The organism is Streptomyces sp. NBC_00887 (genome assembly GCF_045207585.1).
This window is the reverse complement of sequence record NZ_CP108788.1, coordinates 1,861,462-1,885,379: the sequence shown is the minus strand read 5'-3', so window position 1 is coordinate 1,885,379 and position 23,918 is coordinate 1,861,462. Positions and strand designations below refer to the sequence as shown.

General features: G+C 70.7%; 20 protein-coding genes and 1 pseudogene. 15 read left to right on the top strand and 6 right to left on the bottom strand.

Features of this window, described 5'->3' with window-relative positions:
- Positions 1–5 precede the first annotated feature (5 nt).
- Positions 6–815 (bottom strand): NAD-dependent epimerase/dehydratase family protein, encoded by an 810-nt coding sequence (locus tag OG844_RS08635; protein ID WP_406389268.1) that lies wholly within the window; start codon positions 813–815, stop codon positions 6–8.
- Positions 816–1,149: 334 nt separating this feature from the next.
- Here OG844_RS08635 and OG844_RS08630 point away from each other — a divergent pair, with 334 nt between their 5' ends.
- Both OG844_RS08630 and OG844_RS08625 read left to right on the top strand, forming a co-directional pair.
- Positions 1,150–2,115, top strand: a complete 966-nt coding sequence (locus tag OG844_RS08630) for a 5-dehydro-4-deoxyglucarate dehydratase (protein ID WP_406389266.1) — start codon at positions 1,150–1,152, stop codon at positions 2,113–2,115.
- Complete coding sequence (locus OG844_RS08625; RefSeq protein ID WP_406389265.1) at positions 2,112–3,293, top strand: hypothetical protein; 1,182 nt, start codon at positions 2,112–2,114, stop codon at positions 3,291–3,293. The genes OG844_RS08630 and OG844_RS08625 overlap by 4 nt, the downstream gene beginning before the upstream one ends.
- 26 nt (positions 3,294–3,319) lie before the next feature.
- Here OG844_RS08625 and OG844_RS08620 read toward each other — a convergent pair.
- A pseudogene (locus tag OG844_RS08620) lies at positions 3,320–4,588 on the bottom strand (MFS transporter).
- 170 nt (positions 4,589–4,758) lie between these two features.
- Here OG844_RS08620 and OG844_RS08615 point away from each other — a divergent pair.
- The 13 genes from OG844_RS08615 to OG844_RS08555 all read left to right on the top strand — a co-directional run bounded on the left by OG844_RS08615 (position 4,759) and on the right by OG844_RS08555 (position 19,990).
- Positions 4,759–5,415 (top strand): GntR family transcriptional regulator, encoded by a 657-nt coding sequence (locus tag OG844_RS08615; RefSeq protein WP_383183942.1) that lies wholly within the window; start codon positions 4,759–4,761, stop codon positions 5,413–5,415.
- 50 nt (positions 5,416–5,465) lie between these two features.
- Positions 5,466–6,368: a dihydrodipicolinate synthase family protein gene (locus OG844_RS08610; RefSeq protein ID WP_406396051.1), complete on the top strand. Its 903-nt coding sequence runs from the start codon at positions 5,466–5,468 to the stop codon at positions 6,366–6,368.
- Positions 6,365–8,104: an L-arabinonate dehydratase gene (gene araD / locus OG844_RS08605; RefSeq protein ID WP_406389263.1), complete on the top strand. Its 1,740-nt coding sequence runs from the start codon at positions 6,365–6,367 to the stop codon at positions 8,102–8,104. Before OG844_RS08610 ends, araD begins: the two co-directional genes overlap by 4 nt.
- A 145-nt stretch (positions 8,105–8,249) precedes the next feature.
- A complete protein-coding gene (locus OG844_RS08600; RefSeq protein WP_329212320.1) occupies positions 8,250–9,182 on the top strand; it encodes a sugar ABC transporter permease in 933 nt (310 codons plus the stop codon).
- Entirely contained in the window at positions 9,179–10,090 is a 912-nt protein-coding gene (locus OG844_RS08595) for a carbohydrate ABC transporter permease (protein ID WP_329212322.1), read from the top strand. The genes OG844_RS08600 and OG844_RS08595 overlap by 4 nt, the downstream gene beginning before the upstream one ends.
- Before the next feature lie 5 nt (positions 10,091–10,095).
- On the top strand, positions 10,096–11,442 hold the full coding sequence (locus OG844_RS08590; RefSeq protein ID WP_406389262.1) for a polysaccharide lyase family 1 protein: 1,347 nt from the start codon (positions 10,096–10,098) through the stop codon (positions 11,440–11,442).
- Positions 11,439–12,608 (top strand): Gfo/Idh/MocA family protein, encoded by a 1,170-nt coding sequence (locus OG844_RS08585; protein WP_406389261.1) that lies wholly within the window; start codon positions 11,439–11,441, stop codon positions 12,606–12,608. The genes OG844_RS08590 and OG844_RS08585 overlap by 4 nt, the downstream gene beginning before the upstream one ends.
- The gene (locus OG844_RS08580) at positions 12,605–13,429 is read left to right on the top strand and encodes a PmoA family protein (protein ID WP_406389260.1); all 825 of its coding nucleotides are present in this window, start codon (positions 12,605–12,607) and stop codon (positions 13,427–13,429) included. The genes OG844_RS08585 and OG844_RS08580 overlap by 4 nt, the downstream gene beginning before the upstream one ends.
- On the top strand, positions 13,426–14,970 hold the full coding sequence (locus tag OG844_RS08575) for a family 43 glycosylhydrolase (protein ID WP_406389258.1): 1,545 nt from the start codon (positions 13,426–13,428) through the stop codon (positions 14,968–14,970). Before OG844_RS08580 ends, OG844_RS08575 begins: the two co-directional genes overlap by 4 nt.
- 107 nt (positions 14,971–15,077) lie before the next feature.
- On the top strand, positions 15,078–16,409 hold the full coding sequence (locus OG844_RS08570) for an ABC transporter substrate-binding protein (protein WP_406389257.1): 1,332 nt from the start codon (positions 15,078–15,080) through the stop codon (positions 16,407–16,409).
- 169 nt (positions 16,410–16,578) lie between these two features.
- Positions 16,579–17,400, top strand: coding sequence for a rhamnogalacturonan acetylesterase (locus OG844_RS08565; RefSeq protein WP_406389256.1), 822 nt, complete (start codon positions 16,579–16,581; stop codon positions 17,398–17,400).
- 50 nt (positions 17,401–17,450) lie between these two features.
- Entirely contained in the window at positions 17,451–18,779 is a 1,329-nt protein-coding gene (locus OG844_RS08560; RefSeq protein ID WP_406389254.1) for a polysaccharide lyase family 1 protein, read from the top strand.
- A 107-nt stretch (positions 18,780–18,886) separates the two neighbouring features.
- Entirely contained in the window at positions 18,887–19,990 is a 1,104-nt protein-coding gene (locus OG844_RS08555; RefSeq protein WP_406389252.1) for a pectinesterase family protein, read from the top strand.
- A gap of 515 nt (positions 19,991–20,505) precedes the next feature.
- On the opposite strand, the gene OG844_RS08550 is transcribed toward OG844_RS08555, so the two are convergent.
- From OG844_RS08550 to OG844_RS08535, 4 genes are all read right to left on the bottom strand, one after another.
- Positions 20,506–21,348, bottom strand: coding sequence for a pectate lyase (locus OG844_RS08550; protein WP_406389251.1), 843 nt, complete (start codon positions 21,346–21,348; stop codon positions 20,506–20,508).
- Between the two features lie 136 nt (positions 21,349–21,484).
- Entirely contained in the window at positions 21,485–22,207 is a 723-nt protein-coding gene (locus OG844_RS08545; RefSeq protein ID WP_406389249.1) for a hypothetical protein, read from the bottom strand.
- Positions 22,207–22,779 carry a SigE family RNA polymerase sigma factor gene (locus OG844_RS08540; RefSeq protein WP_406389248.1) on the bottom strand — a complete coding sequence of 191 codons (573 nt, stop codon included), beginning with the start codon at positions 22,777–22,779 and terminating at the stop codon, positions 22,207–22,209. The genes OG844_RS08545 and OG844_RS08540 overlap by 1 nt, the downstream gene beginning before the upstream one ends.
- A 181-nt stretch (positions 22,780–22,960) precedes the next feature.
- On the bottom strand, positions 22,961–23,590 hold the full coding sequence (locus OG844_RS08535) for an XRE family transcriptional regulator (RefSeq protein ID WP_406389247.1): 630 nt from the start codon (positions 23,588–23,590) through the stop codon (positions 22,961–22,963).
- Positions 23,591–23,918 lie beyond the last annotated feature (328 nt).

Here is a 23,918-nt window from a genome sequence, read left to right as displayed (position 1 = left end):
CGGGTCTAGTACGGCCACATCGGCGGGTCCGTGACGAAATGACCGCCGATGTGGGCGTGGTCCGGGTTCTCCGGATCCAGTTCCCCGTGCTCGGCGACGAGTTTGTCGGCGTACTGCTCGGAGTCGTCCTGCGGCTCGTACCCGAGGGACCTGGCCGTCGTCAGGTCCCACCACAGGCGGGTGTTGTCGGAGGAGCCGTAGATCACCGTGTGGCGCACGTCCTCGGCGGTGAGCGCGGCGTGGAAGAGGCGCGCACCGTCGCCGGGGCTCATCCAGACCGACAGCATCCGGACCGATGTCGGCTCCATGAAGCAGGAGCCGATGCGCACCGAGACGGTCTCGACGCCGTACTTGTCCCAGTAGAGCTGCGCGAGGTCCTCGCCGAAGGACTTCGACAGACCGTAGAAGGTGTCGGGGCGGTGCGCGGTGTCGATCGGGATCAGCGGATCGCCGGGCAGGGGGCGCGGGGTGTAGCCGACGGCATGGTTGGAGGAGGCGAACACGATGCGCCCGACGCCCTCCTCGCGTGCGGCCTCGTACAGGTTGTAGGTGCCCTCGATGTTGGAGCGCAGGATCTTGTCGAACGACGCTTCCAGGGAGATGCCCGCGAGATGGATGATCGCGTCGACGCCCCGTACGGCTTCCCTCAGGGCCTCCTTGTCACCGAGGTCGGCGGTGATCGCGTCGGGTTCTCCCTCGATGGGGACGACGTCGAAGAGGCGCAGCTCATAGCCGTACGCGGGCAGCAGTCCCCGCATCAGGGTGCCGAGGCCGCCGGCGGCGCCGGTGAGCAGGACGGTGCGGGGAGCGGGCATACGGAAATCTCCTCGGTGCGGGCACAGGACGGGGGCGCGGCGTACGCGGACGTGCCGTGCGTTGCGGTGGTGCGTACGGACAGCAAGGTACGCGCGGCACGCAGGCATGACACATCAGCACGGTGCGTCAAATCCATGGACGACATTCACATGCATGGACAAGCTAAGAAGTCCTGGCGGATCACGTCAAGTGTGACCCGGAGTGAGCTGCTCTGCCTCCAGGTTGGGCGTTTTCGTCTTGACCTGCCCCGCGCGGCTGCCTTAGCGTGGCGGCGTTCAGAAATATGGACACCGATCAGAATTGTGCACGCCTGAATCTGCTCAGGGAGCGCCCGTGACCTCAGCCCCCCTTGCCGCCCGACTCACCGATGTCGCCGGGCCGCTCTTCTTCCCCGTCACCGCCTACGGGCCGGACGGCACCGTGGACCTCGACGCCTTCCGTGCGCATGTGCGCGCCGGCATCGATGCCGGCGCCGCAGCGGTCTTCGCCTGCTGCGGCACCGGCGAGTTCCACGCGCTGACGCCGGAGGAGTTCCGGATCGTCGTGGCCGCGGCCGTCGAGGAGACCGCCGGGCAGGTGCCCGTCGTCGCGGGCGCCGGCTACGGCACGGCGCTCGCGATCCAGTACGCGAAGCTCGCCGATGACGCGGGAGCGGACGGACTCCTCGCCATGCCCCCGTACCTCGTCGTCGCCGGCCAGGAAGGCCTGCTGGGCCACTACACCGCGCTCGCCGCGGCCACCGGCCTGGAGACGATCGTCTACCAGCGCGACAACGCCGTCTTCACCCCGGAGACCGTCCTCGCCCTCGCGCGGACACCCGGGATCATCGGCCTCAAGGACGGCTTGGGCGACCTCGACCTGATGCAGCGCATCGTCAGCGCCGTACGCACCGGCCTGCCCGGCCAGGACTTCCTGTACTTCAACGGCCTGCCCACCGCCGAGCTCACCGGGCTCGCCTACCGCGGCATCGGCGTCACCCTCTACTCCTCCGCGGTGTTCGCCTTCGCACCCGACATCGCCCTCGCCTTCTACCGGGCGATGGAGTCCGGCGACGACGACCTGGTGAACGCGCTGCTCGACCACTTCTACCGGCCGCTCGTCGAACTGCGCGCCAAGGGGCGCGGTTACGCGGTGTCCCTGGTGAAGGCGGGCGTCCGGCTCGAGGGCCTGGAGGTCGGCGAGGTGCGCACCCCGCTCACCGAACCGCCCGCCGAGCACGTCGAGGAACTGACCGTGATCATCGCGAACGGCCGTGCCCTGCTGGAGAAGCACGGGGCCGGGCAGGAGGAGCGCGGGTGAAGACCTCCGCCTTCCTCTATCCGTGGGACGTCGTCGGGGACCCGGACGCCGCCACGCGCGTCGCGGACCTCGGTGTCCAGCAGGTGACGCTCGCCTCCGCGTACCACTCGACCCGGGCCCTGACCCCGCGTCACCCGAACAGCCGGATCGTCACGGCCGAGCACGCCGCGGTCCTCTACCCGCCGGACCCGGCGCGCTGGGCGGGACGCGAGCTGCGGCCGTTCGGGCAAGCCTGGGTGGCGGGCGAGGACCCGTACGCCGAGGCGGCCGAGGCCCTGACCGAGGCCGGTCTCCAGGTGAACTCCTGGGTCGTCCTCGCGCACAACTCCCGCCTGGGCGCCGAGCATCCGGACACCTCCGTGGTCAACGCCTACGGCGACCGCTACCCCTGGGCACCGTGCATCGCGCAGCCCGCCGTCCACACCTATCTGGTGGACCTGGCGGCGGAGGCGGCCGTGCGCCCCGGGGCGCACGGCACCGAGCTGGAGTCCTGCGGCTGGTACGGCTTCGCCCATCTGCACGCCCACGACAAGATCGCGGGTGTGGGCCTCGGGGACGCGGCGCAGTACCTGATGTCGCTCTGCTTCTGCGCCGCGTGCCGGGACGGGTACGGCGGGCACGGTCTGGACCCGGACGAGCTGGGTGCGGCGGTACGCCGTGCCCTGGAGCCGGTCTGGGCCGGATCCGGTTCCGGGGAGACCGGCTGGTCCGGCGTCGAGAAGCTGCTGGGGGCCGGCCTCGCCGATGCCACCCTGCGATGGCGCGGCCAGGTGGCCAGGACGCTCCAGGAGTCGGCCGTCGCCGCGGTGCGGCAGGCGGCGGAGGGCCGGGACTTCCAGGTCCTGCTGCACGCCGACCCCGCCCCGTACCGCACGGGCGCCAACGTCGGAGTCGACGCCGCCCACATCCTGTCCACCGCGGACGGAGTGGTGCTGCCCTGCACCGGCGGCGACGCGGCGCGCGAGGCGGTGCTCGGCCCGTTCGCCGGGCTGTCCGGAGTGCGGGCCGCCAACTTCGGTGTGGTCACCGGCATGGGCGGCAGCCCCGGAACGCTGGAGCGGGACGCGGCGCACGCGCTCTCGCTCGGCGCCACCGAACTGCGCCTGTACCACGCCGGACTGGCCTCCGGGCCGGACCTCGAGGCCGTCGCCGACGCACTCTCACGCGTCGGTCGATGAAGGAGGCGGGCCGGTGAGGGCGCCCGTCAGCCGTCCCCAAGCTCTCGACTTCGTTCGAGCAGGGGAGACCCCATCCGCCGGCCCGTGCCCAGCCATGCCGCGGTGGCCAGTCCGGCCACCGCGGTCAGCGGCAGCAGCACGGTGACGTCCACCACCGCGACCAGCCCCGCCCCGAGCGCCGGGGCCACCGCGTGCGGCACCGTCATCAGCGAGTCGGCCGCCGCCGGCGTGCGGCCGAGCACCGCGTCCGGGGTCTCCCGCTGCACGGCCGTCACCGTGGCGATCAGCACACACGGCAGACCCGGACCGATGGCCGCGCTCGCCTCCAGGGCCACGGGCTCGCAGGGCGGTGCCCGCGCCCCCACGGCCACCGCGAACACAGCGGTCCCCGCCGCCGCGAAGACACGCTCGGGCATGCGCCGGAGCAGTGGCCCGGCCAGCAGCCCGGCCGCCACCGAACCGGCGCCCCGGGCCGCGTGCAGCACCCCTGCGTAGGCGGGGGACCGGCCCAGGACGTCGTCGACGACGGCGTACACCGCAGCGCCGTTGAGCCCGGCCAACGGCATCGTCAGCGCCTCGGCGCACACCAGTGGCCGCAGCACCCGCGAGCCGCGCAGCAGCCGTGCGCCCGCCGCCGCGACACCCGCCCCGCCCTGTCGGGCCCCCTCACCCGCAACGGCGCGAACACCAGCGTGGCCAGGGCGAACGTCACCGCGTCCAGGAGTGCCGCCGGCCCGCCGCCGTACCGCGCCAACAGCCCCGCGCCCGCCGGCGGCGCAAGCAGTTCCATGCCCTCGTTCGCCATGGTCCGCAGCCCGTTGAAGTCACCCAGCAGCCGCGCGTCGACCGTCCGGGCGACCAGCGCCGCCTCGGCCGGCCGCGTCCAGCAGGACGCCACTCACCCCGTAGGCGAACAGAACGGCGAAGAGCACCCGGACCCGGCCGGCCGGATCGACCATGAGCAGCGAGGTCATCAGCCCCGCCATGGACAGATTCACCCCAGATCACCAGCTGTTTGCGGGGCAGCGGATCGGCGAGCGCGCCGAGGGCGGGGCCGGCGAGCACCGGTGCCCACCTCGCGAACACGGTCAGGACCACCAGGCTGTCCGAACCGGTGAGCGGCCTGACCCGGATCCCGGCGGTGAGCCACATCGCCGACGTACCGAATCCGGGGACGAGCACCCCGTCAGAACGAGCAGGGCCGTCCGATCGCATACCACTCCGCCCACGGCGCCGCCCGCCCTCGCACCACCGTGACCTGCGCACTCGCCTCCTGGCCACGCCAACGGGGCCATGCCGGCGACTGAGGGCGCCTCCGGACATCGGGCAGAAGCCCTAGAGATGCGTTGAAACATCTTCTGTCAGAAGCGTTGACGAAACATTCACGACCGCTCTAACTTCATCGCGTCGTACTTCGTACGTCATATATGAGACGCGATACGCGAGATGCGAGAGCCCTTCACTCATGACCTTTGCTCCCACCCCGATCCCCTCCCGGACCCAGTACGTGCTGGAGGCGATCAAGCACGCCATCCTGACCGCGCAGCTGAGACCGGGGCAGGCGCTCGTCGAGACCGAGCTCGCCGCGCAGTTCGGGGTGTCGAAGACTCCTGTACGTGAGGCGCTGAAGACGCTCGCCGGTACGGGACTCGTGGTCATGAGCCAGTACAAGGGCGCCACCGTGCGACTCGTCGACGCGACCATGGCGCGGGAGGTGTACGACGTTCGCCTGCTCCTGGAGCCCGAAGCGCTGCGCCGCTCCATCACCCGCAAGGCCTCGCTCGACGCGGCGCAGGAAGCCCTGGAGCGCTCCGACTCGGCGGTCGACAAGGCCGACAGGTCGCTCGCGAACCGGGACTTCCACCGCGCCCTCTACCTGCCCTGCGGCAACCCGCTGCTCTCCCGGATGCTGGACGAGATCCGCGACCAGGCCGCCCTCGTGTCGACCGTGGCCTGGTCGGCCATCCCGTCGTGGGAGCGGGAGGCGGCCGAGCACCGGGAGATCCTGCGGCTCGCGCTCGCGGACGACGCGGCGGCGGCGGCCGGGGCTCTGCACGACCACATCGCGTCGTTCGTGCGCCGCGCCTTCCCCGACGACGAAGACGGGGGTGACGCGGCGTGAACAACCAGCTGGAGCTCAATCACCAGCACCTCGACGAAAGGCCAGTCCGCATGGACCTCACCCCGCTGAAGGCGGCCCTCGCAGACGTTGTGGCGATCCCGGTGACCCCGTTCGCCGAGGACGGGAGCATCGACACGACGGCGCACCGTGCCCTGCTGCGACGGCTCCTCGACGGCGGCGTCCGCATCGTCACCCCGAACGGCAACACCGGGGAGTTCTACGCGCTGACCCCCGACGAGCGGCGCACCGTCACCGAGCTCACCATCGAAGAGGCGGGCGGCCGTGCCACCGTCCTCGTGGGCGTCGGACACGACGTACCGACCGCCGTGGCCGCCGCCGAGCACGCCCGGGACGCCGGCGCGGAGATGGTGATGGTGCACCAGCCCGTGCACCCCTACATCTCGCAGGAAGGCTGGATCGACTACCACCGGGCCATCGCCCAGGCGGTCCCGGAGCTCGGTGTCGTCCCGTACATCCGCAACCCGCTCCTCGCCGGCGAGCGCCTCGCCGAACTCGCGGACACCTGCCCCAACGTCATCGGCGTGAAGTACGCCGTCCCGGACGCCGCCCGCTTCGGCGCCTTCGCCCGGGACGCCGGCCTGGAACGCTTCGTCTGGGTCGCGGGACTCGCCGAGCTGTACGCACCCTCCTACTTCGCCACCGGCGCCACCGGATTCACCTCCGGCCTGGTCAATGTCGCCCCCGGTGTCTCGCTGGCCATGCTGGGGGCACTGCGGGCCGGTGACTACGCGGCGGCGATGAAGGTCTGGGAGCAGATCCGCCGCTTCGAGGACCTGCGCGCCGACCGGCAGTCCGCCAACAACGTGACCGTCGTCAAGGAGGCCCTGGCCGCACTCGGGCTCTGCCGCCGCGACGTCCGCGCACCGAGCAGGGTCCTGCCCGAGGCGCAGCGCGCCGAGGTCGCCGACCTGGTCGCAGGGTGGTCCATATGACGGGTACCGAAGGCACGCGCATCACTCCCGAGGAACTGCGCAGCCACCAGTGGTACGGAACGGACGGGCTCCGCTCGTTCAGCCACCGCGCCCGCACCCGCCAGCTCGGCTACCTCCCCGAGGAGCACCTGGGCAAGCCGGTCATCGCGATCCTCAACACCTGGTCCGACATCAACCCCTGTCACGTCCATCTGCGCGACCGCGCACAGGCGGTCAAGCGGGGCGTCTGGCAGGCGGGCGGCTTCCCGCTCGAGTTCCCGGTCTCCACACTCTCGGAGACCTTCCAGAAGCCGACCCCGATGCTCTACCGCAACATGCTGGCGATGGAGACGGAGGAGCTCCTGCGCTCCTACCCCGTCGACGGCGCCGTGCTGCTGGGCGGCTGCGACAAGTCGACGCCCGCCCTCCTCATGGGCGCGGCCTCCGTCGACCTGCCGACCGTGTTCGTGCCCGCCGGGCCGATGCTGCCGGGCCACTGGCGCAACGAAGTGCTCGGCTCCGGTACGGACATGTGGAAGTACTGGGACGACAAGCGGGCCGGGCTCATCGGTGACTGCGAGATGGCCGAGCTGGAGAACGGGCTCGCGCGATCGCCCGGCCACTGCATGACGATGGGAACCGCCTCGACCCTGACGGCCGCCGCCGAGGCGCTGGGCGTCACGGTGCCGGGCGCCTCGTCCATCCCGGCCGTCGACTCCGGTCACGACCGGATGGCCGCGCAGTCCGGGCTCCGGATCGTCGAACTGGTGTGGCAGCAGCTCACGTTGTCGAAGATCCTCACCGCCGACGCGTACGAGGACGCCGTAGCCACCGTTCTCGCGCTCGGCGGCTCCACCAACGCCGTCATCCACCTCACCGCGATGGCGGGGCGGTCCGGGGTGAAGCTCACCCTGGACGACTTCGACCGCATCGCCCGGACCGTCCCGGTCCTCGCCAACCTCCGCCCCGGCGGCAAGTACCTGATGGAGGACTTCCACTTCGCCGGCGGGCTGCCAGGATTCCTGGCCCGGCTCACCGACGTACTGCATCTGGACCGTCCCACCGTCTCGCACACCACGCTGCGCGAACAGCTCGACGGGGCGCTGGTGCACAACGCCGACGTCATCCGGGAGCGGGACAACCCCCTGGCCGAGGAGGGCGGCGTGGCGGTGCTGCGCGGCAACCTCTGCCCCGACGGCGCGGTCATCAAGCACATCGCCGCCGAGCCCCACCTGCTGCGCCACACCGGCCCCGCGGTCGTCTTCGACGACTACAAGGAGATGCAGCGCACCATCAACGACCCGGCCCTGGCCCTCACCGCGGACCACGTCCTGGTGCTGCGCAACGCCGGACCCAAGGGCGGTCCCGGCATGCCCGAGTACGGCATGCTGCCGATCCCGGACTACCTGCTGAAGCAGGGCGTACGGGACATGGTGCGGATCTCCGACGCCCGGATGAGCGGCACCAGTTACGGGGCGTGCGTGCTGCACATCGCGCCCGAGTCGTTCGTCGGCGGGCCGCTCGCCCTGGTGCGCACCGGTGACCTGATCACCCTGGACGTCGAGGCGCGCCGGCTCCATCTCGATGTTCCCGACGAGGAGCTGGAGCTGCGCAGGGCCCGGTGGACACCGCCGCCCGCCCGGTACGGCCGCGGCTACGGGGCGCTCTACCAGGACCAGATCACCCAGGCCGACACCGGATGCGACTTCGCGTTCCTGGCGAGGCAGGGAGAAGTGCCCGACCCGTACGCGGGCTGAAACCGGGCGAAGAGAATTCCGCGCACCGATCCGTTCGGCACACCGAACGGCATGCGGTAAGCGCTTGCACGGCACACGTACCACCGCACGGCACACGCACCACCGCACGGCACATCCAGCACTTCCCAGAGATCGGAGACGTGTCATGGCCCAATCCGCAGCCGTGGCCACACCGCCGCCCAAGGTGCCCCGGCGCCGCTCGGCGAGCCCCCGCCGCCTGCCGTATTTGCTGATAGCGCCCGCGGGCCTGCTGATGCTGGGCTTCATCGCCTATCCGGTGATCAGCGTCTTCTACTACAGCCTGCAGAACTACAACGTCACCAAGCCGTGGCGGAACGGCTTCGCCGGTTTCGACAACTTCACCCGCATCTTCACCGAGGACGAGCAGTTCTGGCCGACGCTCGGCTTCAGCGCCCAATGGGTCTTCACCCAGGTCACGTTGCAGCTCGCGCTCGGTCTCGCACTCGCCCTGATCGTCAACCAGAGCTTCATCGGCCGCGGCATCTCACGCGCCATGGTCTTCTCGCCCTGGGCCGTCTCCGGGGTGCTGACCAGCACCATCTGGATCCTGCTCTACAACTCCTCGACCGGCTTCAGCCGCTATCTCGCGGACGCCGGAATCGGCGAGTACGGCACCTCGGTGCTCTCCGACACCGGGACCGTCTTCTGGGCGGCGACCATCTCCGAACTCTGGCGCGGTGTCCCCTTCTTCGCCATCCTCATCCTCGCCGACCTGCAGTCCGTCTCGAAGGAGCTGTACGAGGCGGCATCGGTCGACGGCGCGGGCCGGCTGCGGCAGTTCTTCCACATCACCCTCCCGCACCTGCGGGACGCGATCATCCTCGCCACACTGCTGCGCGGTGTCTGGGAGTTCAACAACGTCGACCTCCTCTACACCCTGACCGGCGGCGGACCGGCCGGAGAAACCACCACCCTGCCGCTCTATGTCGCCAATACCGGCATCGAGGGCCACGACTTCGGCTACGCCTCGGCACTCACCACCGTCGCCTTCGTGATCCTCCTCTTCTGCTCGATCGTCTATCTGCGCCTGAGCAAGTTCGGAGGCGACCACAAGTGACTGCCGCACTCGCAGAGAAGAACAGCGCCCCGGGACGGTCTGTGCGACACAGCGCCCCGCCGCCCTCCTCGACCCGCCGACCCAAGCGCGAGCGTGCCTTCGACGACGTACCGCGCTGGCAGATCTACGTGCCGCTCGGCATCTACCTGCTCTTCACGCTCATCCCCTTCTACTGGATGTTCCTGTTCGCCGTTCGGCCCGCCGGTTCCACCTCGCTGGTGCCCTGGCCGATGACGGGGGAGCACTTCTCCAAGGTCTGGAACGAGCGGAGCTTCGCGCTCTTCTTCCAGAACAGCATGATCGTCGGCGTCTGCACGCTGTTCGCCACGACCCTGGTCGCGCTGGCCGGCGGCTATGCCCTGGCCCGGTTCAACTTCAAGATCAAGAGCGCGTTCATGCTGGCGCTGCTCTGCTCGCAGTTCATCCCGGGCGCGCTGATGCTCGTACCGCTCTTCGAGATCTTCAAGAACCTCCAGATGATCAACTCCCTCGGGAGCGTCGTCATCGCGGAGACCGTCTTCCAGCTTCCCCTGTCGATCATCCTGATCAGCGGCTTCATCAAGAACGTGCCGGTCTCCCTGGAGGAGGCCGCCTGGGTGGACGGCTGCTCGCGCTTCCGGGCCTTCTGCGCGGTCGTCCTGCCGCTGCTGCGCCCCGGACTGATCGCCGTCGGCTCCTTCGCCTTCGTCCACAGCTGGAACCACTTCCTGTTCGCCCTGATGTTCCTCAGCGAGCAGGACAAGCAGACGATCCCGGTCGGACTGAACACCCTGATCGGCGCCGACAGCGTCGACCTCGGGGCGCTCGCCGCGGGCGGTGTCATCGCCGCCGTGCCCGTGGTGATCGTCTTCGCCTTCATCCAGAAGTGGCTGATCACCGGCTTCAGCGCCGGCGCAGTGAAGGGCTGACGGACATGACCCCACGCCCCCGCGCCGCGCGCCGCGCCGCCGCCGCGCTCGCCCTGCTCCTCGGCAGCCTGGCCCTCCAGCCGGGCGCCGAGGCCGCCACCCCGGCACCGGCGGCGCAGCCGCCCGCCGCGGACCGCGACCTCGGCCGGGAGGTCCTCGCCGCCGACGACGGCTGGGCCGCCGAAGGCACCGGGACCACCGGCGGCTCGGCCGCCGACGACGCCCACGTCTTCACCGTGCGCACCAGGGCCCAGCTCGTCGCCGCGCTCGACGGCGGCAGCTCCGTACCCAAGATCATCCGTGTCGCCGGGACCATCGACGCCAACACCGACGACCGGGGACGGCGGCTGGACTGCGACGACTACGCCACCGACGGCTACGCCCTCGACGCGTACCTCGCCGCCTACGACCCCCGTACCTGGGGCGGCGCCAAGCCCGCCGGACCCCAGGAGGACGCCCGCAAGGCGTCCGCCGCCCGCCAGGCCGAACGCGTCGAGCTGCTCGTCGGCTCCCACACCACGCTCGTCGGCGTGGGCCGCAACGGCGTACTGAAGGGCGCGAGCCTCCAGGTCAAGGACGCCGACAACGTCATCGTCCGCAACCTCGAACTCCGCGACGCCTACGACTGCTTCCCGGCCTGGCAGCCCAACACCGGCGGACTCGGCGACTGGAAGACCGCGTACGACACCCTGTGGCTGCGCGGCGCCACCCACGTCTGGGTCGACCACGTCACCGCGAGCGACAAGGGCCACCCGGACGACCGGGAACCCACCTACTTCGGACGCAACTTCCTGCGCCACGACGGGCTGCTCGACATCACCAACGGCGCCGACCTGGTCACCGTCTCCTGGAGCCGGTTCGCCGACCACGACAAGGCGATGCTCATCGGCAACGGCGACGGGGTCACCACCGACCGCGGCAAGCTGCGCGTCACCCTGCACCACAACGAGTTCCACTCCGTCGTGCAGCGCGCACCGCGCGTCCGCTTCGGCCAGGTCCACCTCTACAACAACCGCTACGTCATCCCCGGGGAGGGCGACTACCGCTACTCCCTCGGCGTCTCGACCGAGTCCCGGATCGTCGCCGAGAACAACTCCTTCGAGAGCCCCGGCCACGTGGAGGTCGCCGACCTGCTGAAGAGCTGGAACGGCAGCGCCCTCACCCAGCGCGGCACCGTGTTCAACGGCTTCCCCGTCGACCTGGTCTCCATCTACAACGCCTACAACTCCGGCAGCGAGACCGACCTCGCCACCGACACCGGCTGGACACCCACCCTGCACGGCCCGGTCGACAGCGCCGAACGCGCCGCCGCCGACGTCGCCCGCGGGGCCGGAGCGGGGAGGGCCGGATGACCACGACACCGCTGACCGTCGTCCTGGCAGGCGCCCGGGGCCACGGCCGCTGGCACCTCGCCAACATCCGCCGCCTCCAGCACCAGGGCCTCGTCAGGCTGGCCGGGATCTGCGAACTGAACCCGCTGACCGACGGCGAACTCGACGCTTTCGCCGCCGAGATGCCCGAGCAGTCCGCCGACTTCGGGGCGCTCCTGGACTCCACCGGCGCCCGCGCCGCCATCATCTGCACCCCCATCCCGACCCACACCGCGCTCGCCCTGACGGCGGCGGACCGCGGCGTCCATCTCCTCCTGGAGAAGCCGCCCGCCGCGACCTGGGCCGACTACGCCCGCATGGCCGACGGTGTGCGGGAAGCCGGCATCGCCTGCCAGGTCGGCTTCCAGTCCTTCGGCTCGCACGCCGTGCCCGCCATCAAGGAACTCGTACGTTCCGGAGCCATCGGCAACGTACGCGGCATCGGCGCCGCCGGTGCCTGGGTCCGCGACGACGCCTACTTCCGGCGGGCACCCTGGGCGGGCCGCCGCACCCTGGGCGGCACGGACGTGGTCGACGGTGTGCTGACCAACCCCTTGGCACACGCCCTCGCCACGGCGCTCGAACTCGCCGACCGGGGCTCCGCCGAGGACGTGGCGTCCATCGAGACCGAGCTGTTCCGGGCCCACGACATCGAGGCGGACGACACCAGCAGCGTCCGCGTCACCACCACGGACGGGCTGCCGGTCACCGCCGCGGTCACCCTCTGCGCCGAACAGGCCGGGGAGCCCTATGTGATCGTCCACGGCGACCGGGGGCGCATCACCTTCTGGTACAAGCAGGACCGGGTCCTCGTCCAGCGCGCGGGACACGGTCCCGAGGAAGCCGTGCACGGGCGGACCGATCTCCTGGAGAACCTCGTCGACCACCTGCTGCGGGGCACCGAGCTGCTCGTACCGCCCCACCGCACCGGCGCGTTCATGCGGGTCGTCGAGGCAGTGCGCACCGCCCCCGAACCCACCGCGCTGCCCGCCGGCGCCTGGGTCACCCGGCCCGCCGAGACCGGTGACGGGGTGCGGCGCATCGTGCGCGGCATCGACGCCATGGTCGCCGCGGGGGCCGACACCCTCACCCTCTTCTCCGAACTAGGCGCCCCCTGGGCGCAACCCAGCGAGGTGAGCACACCGTGACCACCGCACTCCTCAGCTGCGCCGGACGCCCCGTGGGCCGCTACAGCTACCGGCCCGGGACGGACAGCCGCCCCTACCTCCACCCCGTCACCACCCTGGCTGGCACCCCCGTCACCGAGGAACGCCCCGCCGACCACATCCACCACCTGGGCGCCTCCGTCGCCGTCCCCGACGTGGCCGGGCACAACTTCTGGGGCGGGCGCACCTTCGTCCGCGACCAGGGCCCCACCGAGCTCGACAACCACGGGGTCCAGCGCCACCTCGGCTGGAAGCTCCGCGACCCGGACGGCTTCGTGGAGGAGCTCAGCTGGGAGGCCGACGGCACCGAGCTGCTGCGCGAGCACCGCACCGTGGCCGTCAGCGAACTCACCGACACCGCCTGGGCGCTGGACTTCTCCTTCTCGCTGACCAACCGCGGCAGCACGGACCTCTCCATCGGCAGCCCCGCCACCAACGGCCGGCCCGGCGCCGGATACGGCGGCTTCTTCTGGCGCGCCCCCAAGGAACCCACCCCGCCCGGCGTGTTCAGCGGCACCCTCGACGGCGAGGAGGCGGTGCACGGAAGGGCCGCCGACTGGCTGGCCCTGACCGGCGACGGCTGGACCCTCGTCTTCGCCGGGGCGACCGACGAGACCCGGCGCGACCCGTGGTTCGTGCGGACCACCGAGTACCCGGGCGTCGGATCCTCCCTCGCCGCGGACCGGCGGCTCCCCGTCGCGGCCGGTGCCACCGTCGTACGCAGGGTGGTCACCGTCATCGCCGACGGCACGCTCGACCGCGAGACCGCCGCCGGCTACGTCCGCAAGGTGGCGACCGCATGAGCAGACCCTGGACCGCGGACCTCGGCAACGGCACGTACCGCAACCCCGTCCTGAACTCCGACTGGTCCGATCCGGACGTCGTGCGGGTCGGCGAGGACTACTACCTCACCGCGTCCAGCTTCGGCCGGGTCCCCGGCCTGCCCCTGCTGCACTCGCGCGACCTCGTCAACTGGTCACTCCTCGGCCATGCGCTCGAACGCCTCGAACCGGCCGCCGACTTCGCGGTGCCCCGCCACGACTGCGGGGTGTGGGCCCCCTCACTGCGGCACCACGCCGGACGCTTCTGGATCTTCTGGGGCGACCCCGACCACGGGATCCACCAGATCAACGCCGAGGACATCCGCGGCCCGTGGAGCGCCCCGCACCTCGTGAAGGCAGGAAAAGGGCTGATCGACGCCTGCCCCCTGTGGGACGAGGAGACCGGCGAGGCCTATCTCGTGCATGCCTGGGCCAAGTCCCGCTCCGGCATCAAGAACCGGCTCACCGGCCACCGGATGAGCCCCGACGGACGCGAGCTGCTCGACGAGGGCAAGACCCTCGTCGACGCCGACACGATCCCCGGCTGGTTCACCCTGGAAGGGCCCAAGCTCTACCGCCACGACGGGTACTTCTGGATCTTCGCCCCGGCCGGCGGAGTGGAGACCGGCTGGCAGGGTGCCTTCCGGTCGCGCAACTTCTTCGGCCCGTACGAGGAGAAGGTCGTCCTGGCCCAGGGCGCGACCGGCGTCAACGGGCCGCACCAGGGCGCCTGGGTGCAGACCGCGGAAGGCGGTCCCTCCTCCCACTGGTTCCTCCACTTCCAGTCCCGCGGGCCCTACGGGCGGGTGGTCCACCTCCAGCCCATGAGCTGGCCCGTCGACAGCGACGGCTGGCCGGTCATCGGCGACGGGGGAGAACCCGTCGCCGTGCACGCCAAGCCCGAGGCGCCCGAACAGCCCGTCGAGGCCCCGGCCTCCAGCGACGACTTCCCCGGCGGGCGGTACGGCAGGCAGTGGCAGTGGACGGCGACCCCCCGGCCCGGCTGGACCGTCGAACACGGCGGTGACGGGCTGCGGCTGAGCTGCGTACGGACCGCGTACGCGCACGATCTGCGGGCCCTGTCCAACGTCCTGGTCCAACGCCTGCCGGCCGAGGAGTTCAGCGTCGAGGTCGACCTCGCGCTGCACAGCCGGGAGCCCGGTGCCAACGCCGGACTCGCGGTGTTGGGGGACGCCTTCAGCTGGATCGGGCTGGAGGCCGGGGAGGACGGGACGGCCCGGCTCGTCCACCGCTACGCCGAGGCCGTCGCCGAACACGAACGGGACGCCGAACACCCCCGCGCGGCACCCGAGGGGCGGGTCCGGATCCGCATCGCGGTCACCACGGGGGCCCGCTGCCGCTTCTTCGCCGACACCGGTGACGGATTCCGGCTCTCGGGCCAGGTCTTCGCCGCCACACCCTGGCGCTGGGTCGGCGCCCTGCTCGGCCTCTTCGCCACCGCACCGGCCGGGACCGGCCCCGCCGGGACGGCTTCCTTCACCGCTTTCCGTACCAGCGGCTGACCGCACACACCACAGACCACCCCCACGGCAGCCCCCCACTGACGTAACGCACAGCACCTGCGACACCAGCGATTTCACCGATCAGTACCGAGAGAGAAGAGCCGACGATGACCATCTCCAAGACGCAGCGGGGGCGCGCCATGGCCGCGATGTCCCTCACAGCGGCGCTCGCCCTGACGGCCACCGCGTGCGGTGACGACGGCAGTGGCACCGGCAACGAGGGCAGCGGCAAGGGCGAGATCACCTTCTGGGACAACAACGGCGGTCCGCGCACCGCCATCTGGACCGAGATCATCAAGGACTTCGAGAAGAAGTACCCCGACATCAAGGTCAAGTACGTCCCGATCCCGATCGCCGACGTCCAGTCCAAGTACGACACGGCGATCGCGGGCGGCGGCCTGCCCGATGTGGGCGGCGTCGGAACCGCGTACCTCGCCAACATCGTGTCGCAGGAAGCCCTTGTGCCGGTCACCGACCGGATCAAGGAGTCGTCGCTGAACGGCAAGCTGGTCCAGACCATGGTCGACAGCGTCAAGGACGCGGGCGGCCGGGGCGACGACCTGTACAGCGTGCCGACCTCCGCGAACAACGGTGCGCTCTGGTACCGCACCGACCTGTTCGAGGCGGCGAACCTCGAGGCGCCCACCACCTGGGACAGCTTCTACACGGCTGCCGACAAGCTCACCGACGCGAAGAACAACAAATTCGGCTACACCATCCGCGGCGGCGCCGGCTCCATCGCGCAGGCCCTGGACGCGTCCTACGGCCAGTCCGGCATCACGGAGTTCTGGGCCGGCGACAAGACGACGCTCAACGACCCCAAGAACGTCGCCGCGCTGGAGAAGTACGCCGCCCTCTTCAAGAAGACGACGCCCGCGGCCGACGTCAACAACGACTTCACCAAGATGGTCGCCCAGTGGGACACCGGCACCATCGGCATGCTCAGCCACAACCTCGGTTCCTACCAGGACCACCTGAAGGCACTGGGGGCGGAGAAGTTCGCCGGCATCCCGGCACCGATCGGCGCGGGCGGCACCCGGGTCCAGGTCTCCAACCCGGTCGACGGGCTCGGCCTGTTCCGGGCGAGCGAGAACAAGACGGCGGCCTGGAAGTTCATCGAGTTCGCCGCCTCGCACGAGTCGAACAGCAAGTGGAACGAGGCCGCGGGTGCCATCCCGGCCAACACCGAGGCCGCCAAGGACCCCTGGATCTCCAAGACCGAGCCGACGGCGCTCGCCGCGAAGGCGCTCACCGACGGTTCCACCAAGATCGTGCAGCTGCCGTACTACCTGCCCGACTGGAACAACATCAGCAAGGCGGACAACGAGCCGGAGTTCCAGAAGCTGCTGCTCGGCAAGGTCACGGCCAAGCAGTTCCTGGACAAGATGGCCGACGAGCTGAACACCGCCCAGAAGGAGTGGAAGGACCTGGGCCACTGATCCGTCCGTCTCGCCACGGCCGGTACCCGATGACCGGGATCCGGCGGCGGTTCGGGTCGCGCCCCGCCGCCGGTCCCTCTCCCCCTGTACACCAGGCCCAGTACGTCAGGTACGTCGAGCACGTTCGGTACGTCGTACGAGCCAGTCGTACGAGAGAGGCAGTCCCGCTGTGTCACTCACCCGCAGGCAGACGGCAGCCGCGCTCCTCGCGCTGCCGCTCGCACTCACCGCCACCCCCGCACTCGCCCACGGCGGGGGCCGGCCACGGTCCCGGACGCTCCACATCGCGGGCGACTCCACGGCCGCCCAGAAGTACGCCGACGCCGCACCCGAGACCGGGTGGGGCATGGCCCTCCCCTTCTTCCTCGGCCGTGGGCTCACCGTCGCCAACCACGCGATGAACGGCCGGAGTTCCAAGAGCTTCATCGACGAGGGCCGCCTCACCGCCCTCCTCGAAGGTGTCCGCCCCGGCGACCTCGTCCTCATCCAGTTCGGGCACAACGACGAGAAGACGGAGGACCCGGCCCGCGGCACCGACCCGTACACCACGTACCAGGAGTACCTGCGCCAGTACGTGAACGGCGCGCGGGCCCGCCGGGCGGAGCCCGTGCTGCTGACGCCGGTGGAGCGACGCCGTTTCGCGGCCGACGGCACCGCCAAGCCCACCCACGGCGAGTATCCCGCCGCCATGCGCGCCCTGGCGGCCGAGGAGCGCGTGCCGCTGCTCGACCTCCAGGCGCTCTCCCTCGCCCGCTGGCAGGAACTCGGCCCGGACGGGACCGAGCCCTACTTCAACTGGCTGGAGCCGGGGGAGTCCCCGAACTACCCGGACGGCAAGCAGGACAACACCCACTTCCGGCCTGCGGGCGCGATCGACGTGGCCCGGGCGACCGCCCGCGCCCTCGGCGCGGAACGCGTGCTCGCCCCGCGGGACCTGCGCCGTCTCGACGACCCGGTCCCCGTCGAGTGGATCACCTGGCCGCAGGCCTGAACCGCTTCACCCCCTTCTTCTTCCTCCCGTACGACAGTTAAGGATTCGCCATGCCCGCACGCATGTCCCACGCCCGTGCCACCGCCGTGGTGCTGGGCTGCGCATCGCTGGCCCTCGCCGTGAGCGTCCCCGCCCAGGCGGCCACGCACCACGGCAAGGGGATCGAGCGCGCCGTACTTCCCGCAGGCGACGGCTGGGCCGCGGCCGACGGCTCCACCACCGGCGGCTCGCAGGCCACTCCCGACCACATCTACACCGTCACGAACCGCGCCGAGCTCATCGCGGCCTTCCAGGACGCGGGCGACGCCCCCAAGATCATCAGAATCGCCGGCACCGTCCACGGCAACTCCGATGTCAACGGCACCCCGATCGGCTGCGAGGACTACGAGCAGGACGGCTACACCCTGGAGAAGTACCTCGCGGCCTACGACCCCGCGGTATGGGGCACGACCGAGGTTCCGGCGGGTCCGCTGGAGGACGCCCGTGTGGCCTCCGCGAAGCTGCAGGCGGCCGCGGTCAACGTGAAGGTCCCCTCCAACACCACCCTCGTCGGCGTCGGCGACGACGCGACGATCATCGGCGCCAGCCTGCAGGTGAAGGGCGTCTCCAACGTCATCATCCGCAACATCGCCTTCGAGGACACCTACGACTGCTTCCCGCAGTGGGACCCCACCGACGGGGACAAGGGCGCCTGGAACTCCGAGTACGACAACCTCGTCGTCTACGGCTCCACCCACGTCTGGGTCGACCACAACACCTTCAGCGACGGCGACCGGCCCGACGCCGACCAGCCCCTCTACTTCGGCCAGGTGTTCCAGCAGCACGACGGGCTCTTCGACATCGTCCGCGGCGCCGACCTCGTCACCGTGTCGTGGAACGTCCTCAAGGACCACGACAAGACCATGCTCATCGGCAACAGCGACGGCGCCGGGGCGAGCGACCGCGGCAAGCTCCGCGTCACGCTGCACCACAACCTCTTCAAGGACGTGAAGGAGCGCGCGCCCCGCGTCCGCTTCGGCCAGGTCGACTCGTACAACAACCACTTCGTCGCCACCACCGGCAGCGCCTACGGCTACTCGTACGGCATCGGATTCGAATCCAAGCTCGTCGCCGAGCACAACGCGTTCAGCCTCGGCAGCGGCTTCGACAAGGCCACCATCCTCAAGAAGTGGTCCGAGTCCCCGCTCACCGCGGACAACAACTACGTCAACGGGCGCAAGACCGACCTGATCGCCGTGCACAACGCGGGTGTGCCCGCCGAGCAGCTCACCGTGGGCGCCGGCTGGACGCCCGAGCTGCGCACGAAGGTCGACCACCCGCTCGTCGTCCCCGTGCTCGTCGCACTCAAGGCCGGAGCGGGCAGGGTCTCGGGCCGCTGACGACGCACATCCGAACCGGCCGGAGCGGCACCGCACTCTCCCCACCACCCCGGAGAGAGCCGCTCCGGCCACTCACTTTCCCCGCCTCGCATGTCAGGAGTACCGCCATGACCAGCAGACGCAGCGCGCTGTCACTGCTCGCCGGCGCGGGCGCCGCCCTCGCCGTCGGCGCCCCCACCGCACACGCCCGGCCCGCGCAGGTCCGTCCGTTCGGCCGCTACGGCGCACCCGACCGCCGCCTGGACTCCCGCACCCTCTACGTCGACCCGCAGGGCCGGGGCGACCACACCGACGTCCGGTCCGCCGTGGCCGCGGCCACCGGTACGGGGCACACCCTGGTGCTCGCCCCCGGCGTCTACCGCGGAACGGTCACCGTCCCGGCGGACCGGGCCGGCCTCACCCTCATCGGGGCGAGCGGCGACCCGCGTGACACCGTCATCGTCCACAACAACGCGGCCGGCACGCCCAAGCCCGACGGCTCGGGCACCTACGGCACCAGCGGATCGGCCACCGTCACGGTCCAGGCCGCCGACTTCACCGCCCGCGACCTGACGTTCGCCAACGACTGGCTGCGCTCGGACAACCCCGAGTACACCGGTACCCAGGCCGTCGCGATCAAGGTCCAGGGCGACCGTTCGGCGTTCTACGGCTGCCGCTTCCTCGGCCACCAGGACACCCTGTACGCCGACTCGCTGTCCCTGACCGCGTTCGCCCGCCAGTACTACCGCGACTGCTACGTGGAGGGTGACGTCGACTTCGTGTTCGGCCGCGCCACCGCCGTGTACGACCGCTGTCACTTCCGCACCCTGACCCGTACCGACCTCGCGTCGGCCCCGTACGGCTTCGTCTTCGCGCCCAGCACCGCCGGTGCGAACCCGCACGGCTACCTGGTCCTGCGCTCCCGGGTCACCGGTACCGCCCCCGACGCGTACTACAAACTGGCCCGCCCGTGGGTGCCCTCGTCCGATCCCACCGCACGGCCGATGCTGACCGTCCGCGACAGCCACCTCGGCGCGGGCATCGACGCCGTCACGCCGTACGCCACCATGTCCGCCGGCTTCCCCTGGCAGGACCAGCGCTTCGCCGAATACCGCAACACCGGCCCCGGCGCCCGCGTCACCGTCCCCGAAAACCGCCCCCAGCTCGCAGCCTCCGAGGCCCGCTCGCACACCCCCGCCGACTACCTCGGCGACTGGCGGCCCTGCGTGTGACCTGGTGTCGCCGCCCGGCAGCCCGTTACGCGGTGCCGGGTTCGGCGAGCCACCGGTCCGCAGGTCCGTGCGGCGCGCGATCGTTTCGAAGTCGGCATCGTAGTGGCGGAGCGTGAGGTCCGACATCTCGGCGACGGCGGCGACGACCGGGTCGACCGGCCCTGCCGAGTGGTGCTCTCCGTACCCGGTCAGGATCTCCTGGACCTCCCGAGCCCCGCGGAAGACGCCGTCGGGGGTGGGCGCCCAGGTCAACAGGTGGTGCAGCCGTTCCTGTTTGGCCAGTCGGTCCGTTCCCGAACGGGCCGGGTGGAGGATCTCGCTCGGCGGCCCGGCAGGAGCGGCGTCGTCGATTTCGAGCAGAAACTTGGACATGCGATCTCTTCGTACAGATGACTTACCTTGAGCGTATATACGAGGGGGTGTACCGGCGATCGACCCTGCGGCCGCGAAGGGCCGTGGTCCGGCGCCGACAGCGCCGGACCACGGCCCTTGTGCCTGATCCGGAAGGAAGACTCCTAGTCGTAACTGATGTCCGACGAGGAGTAGCGGCAGTACGTGCCGTCCGGGCCGCTGCCGGTCTCCTTCGGCTCGGCACCCGTGTTGTTGCCCGTGTAGCGGACACAGGGCTTGATCTTCTTGCTGCTGTCGCCGTGGATGCGGACCGAGCGGAGCGCGGCCGTGTCCCCGTAGTTGGTGTTGATGCCGACGAGGGACTTGCCGGGCGCCGTCACGTCCACGTCGTTGACGATGATGTCGCGCTTGTACTGCTTGGAACAGTTGCCGCAGGACCGGACGAGCTTGCCGAAGTCGGCGACCTGGAACTTCGTGATGACCAGCTTGCCGGCCCCGTTGAACTGGAAGACCTTGTCGGAGGCCTTTCGGGCGCCGCCGCCGTACACCGTGTACACGGAGCCGGTCGACGTGCCCTTGAAGGACGCGGCGTCCTCGCCGACGTCCTCCCACCAGACGTTCTGGAGCGTGCAACTGCCGGAGCAGTGGATGCCGTCGGCGGCGGGCGAGCCCAGGATGACGTTCTTGAGCGTCGCCCCGTCCTTCAGCTTGAAGATCGGGTCCTGGCCCTCGTCCTGGCCCCCGTCGCCGAGGTCGCCGCTCCCGTAGAAGCGCTTCAGGCCGCCGTCGTACGTCCCCGAGACCTCGATGGTCGACGAGGCCGCCTGGCTGCCTTTGGCCGTGGGCCAGGCGGGCACCGCGGCGGCTGCCGCGCCGGCCGGCTGGAGCATCACGTTGGTGGCCAGGGCGGCGCCGGTGAGGCCCAGCGCCGCGGTGAGCGCGGCTGCCATGCGGCGGCGGCCGGGACGGCGCCGGTGGGTGTGCCGGAGTGCGGCTCGTTCCCTCATGTTCCTTGTTCCGTTCCTCGGTGGTGGGGGAGTGTTGCGCTCCTTGGTCGCCACCGACGCGCGGAAGGGTTGCCGTGTACGGATCATTTTCCGGCGCTCGTTCCTCGCACCACCTGCCCCGGCCGGCCCGGGTGCCTCAGCGGCCCAGGCCGAAGCCGCCGCCCACCGAGGCCTGTCCGCCCGCCCCACGGGCCCGCGCCGTGTAGTCGTCCCGTCCCGCGCTCCGGACGCCTTCGGTGTGGTTGTACTGCGCCGCGAAGGTGTACGTGCCCGCCTGCACGTTCCGTCCCGGCTTCAGCGTCCACCGGTAGACGAGGAACCCGTCCTCCTCCTGCGCGGAGGCCACGAAGTCCTCCTCCGGCAGGGACCGCCAGGATCCGGTGGTGTTCACCCCGCCGTTCAGCGCGACCCGGAGTTCGACGGCGAGCGCGGTCAGCGGCTGCGTGGTCCTGAGCGTCACATTGCTCTGCGCCCAGTACCTGTTGCTGTGGGCGTCGACCGAACCGTCCGACCACAGCGGCCCGTTCTCGGCGGGCAGCGCACCGCCCCGCGCGGTGGGCCGCGACTCCGGCGCGGGTGACACGGGTTCACCGGCCACCTGCTGCCCCGGCCGTCCCATGCCCTGCTCGCCCTGCCCCGCCGAGGTCACGGCGATCGCGCCGGCCACCAGGACCCCGCACACCGCCGCCGTCGCGCCCACGACCCGGAGCCACGGCTTCGGGGCGTGCGGGGCGCGCAGGGGGAGACGGACCGGCGGCTCCTCGGCCATGCTCCGCTCGATCCGGGCCAGCATCCGCTCCCGGTCGGGGCGGTGCGAGGCGGCGGCGTGGCGCAGCCGCTCACGCAGGTCGTCGTCCATCAGTGCCTTCCTCCGGTGCGCTGCCCCGCGGTGGCCACCTGCTTCTGCGCCGCCGGGGCTTCGGGGCCCAGCAGTCGTTGCAGCTCCGCCACACCGCGCGAGGTCTGGCTCTTCACCGTACCGACCGTTATCCCCAGCACCAGCGAGGTGTCCCGTTCGGACAGATCGAAGGCGTGCCGCAGCACCACGCACGCGCGCTTACGGAACGGCAGCCTCCGCAGAGCCCCCTGCACGTCCACCACCGCCGACACATCGGGGTCGTCCACGGCGTATCCGTCACCGGACCCGCGCGGCGCCCAGAACAGTGCGATCCTGCGGCGCTCCCGCACGGCGCTGCGGATGCGCGTACGGGCCAGGTTGGCGACGACCCCGCGCGCGTACGCGACGGGGTGGTCGGCGCCCCTGACCCGGTCCCACCGGTGCCAGAGCGCCATGAGCGCATCGGCCGCCAGATCGTCCGCCGCGTCGGCCTCACCGGTCAGCAGATGGGCGAGCCGGGCGAGTTCGGCATAGTGCGCCTCGAAGAACGCATGGAACTCGGCGGCGGCAGCATCGTCGACGACTGTGCCCACGGGTACGTCTCCCTGCATCCGATTCCGTGCGCTCAGGCTGTTGGCTGCGTACGCTCCCGGTCCGGCCCGCGGAGCGCGGGCAAGGTGCGTGAGCGTACCAGCGCACCGCGGAAGCGCTTCGACACGGTGCACAACCCAGTAAGACGTAACACAGCGAAAACGTGAACCCTGTGGACCAAGGTCAACTACCCGCACCCGAGGGCGGGAGTTTCGACCAGAAGTGGTCCAGGATCTCCTCCAGGTAGCGCTGACCCGCCTCGCCCGAGGCGGACGAACCGCCGGCCCTGCTCAGGGTCGCGGTCATCAGTGCCTGGTACTCCTGGTGCATCTCGCGCAACGGGTCCGACAGCTCGCGGCGGTCCACGGACAGCAGGCGGGCGATCGGGCGGGTGTGGGCCTGCCAGCGAGTGCCGACCGCGTCGTGCAGCATCTGCGTCAGTTCCCCGTCCAGTCCGGTCACTGTGATGAAGTCCCGGGGGTTGAGCGCGAGGACCCTCGCGAGTGCCGCGGACTGGCGGCTGGTGCCGGTCCACTCCCCGGTCGACTCCATGAGCTGGTAGGCGTGAACATCCAGTCCGGTGGCGCGGGCTATGTCGTCGACGGCGAGTCCGCGCGCGAGTCGGTGCTCCCGCAAGTTTCGTGGCGCCCCGATGAGTTGACTCTGCGAACACCACAATGCCCCGGCCAGCGCCGCGAGTTCGGATGCCGAGGGTAAGGAGGTGCCGCGCTCCCAGGCGGTGATGTGATCCGCGGTGACGTGGGTCATCCCGTATGAGGCGCGCATGCCGTAGGCCACATGCCCGGGCGCCATGCCCAAACTCTCGCGCATGGCCCGAGAGGCACGCGCGTTGAAGGGGGGCGCCGGGTCGGCTGAGGAGTGATGCTGCACGGGCACAGGGTAGGGGGCGATCGTCATGCTGCCCATTGGTCTGTATCGCCAGTTGTCGGATTTGGTGGAAACCTGCTGGCTCGATTTGTGGAAAATGACAAGAAGCAGTGCACGAATGGCGCGTCTCGAACACCCGAGGATCCTGTAACTCCCCTTTTCCGTAAGGGAATCAGGCACTCCTGTGGCGCGCGTATGATCCGCACACGCGTCCCGTCGTCGCGTGTGCGTTCGTCCGTGACGTCCGCTGTGC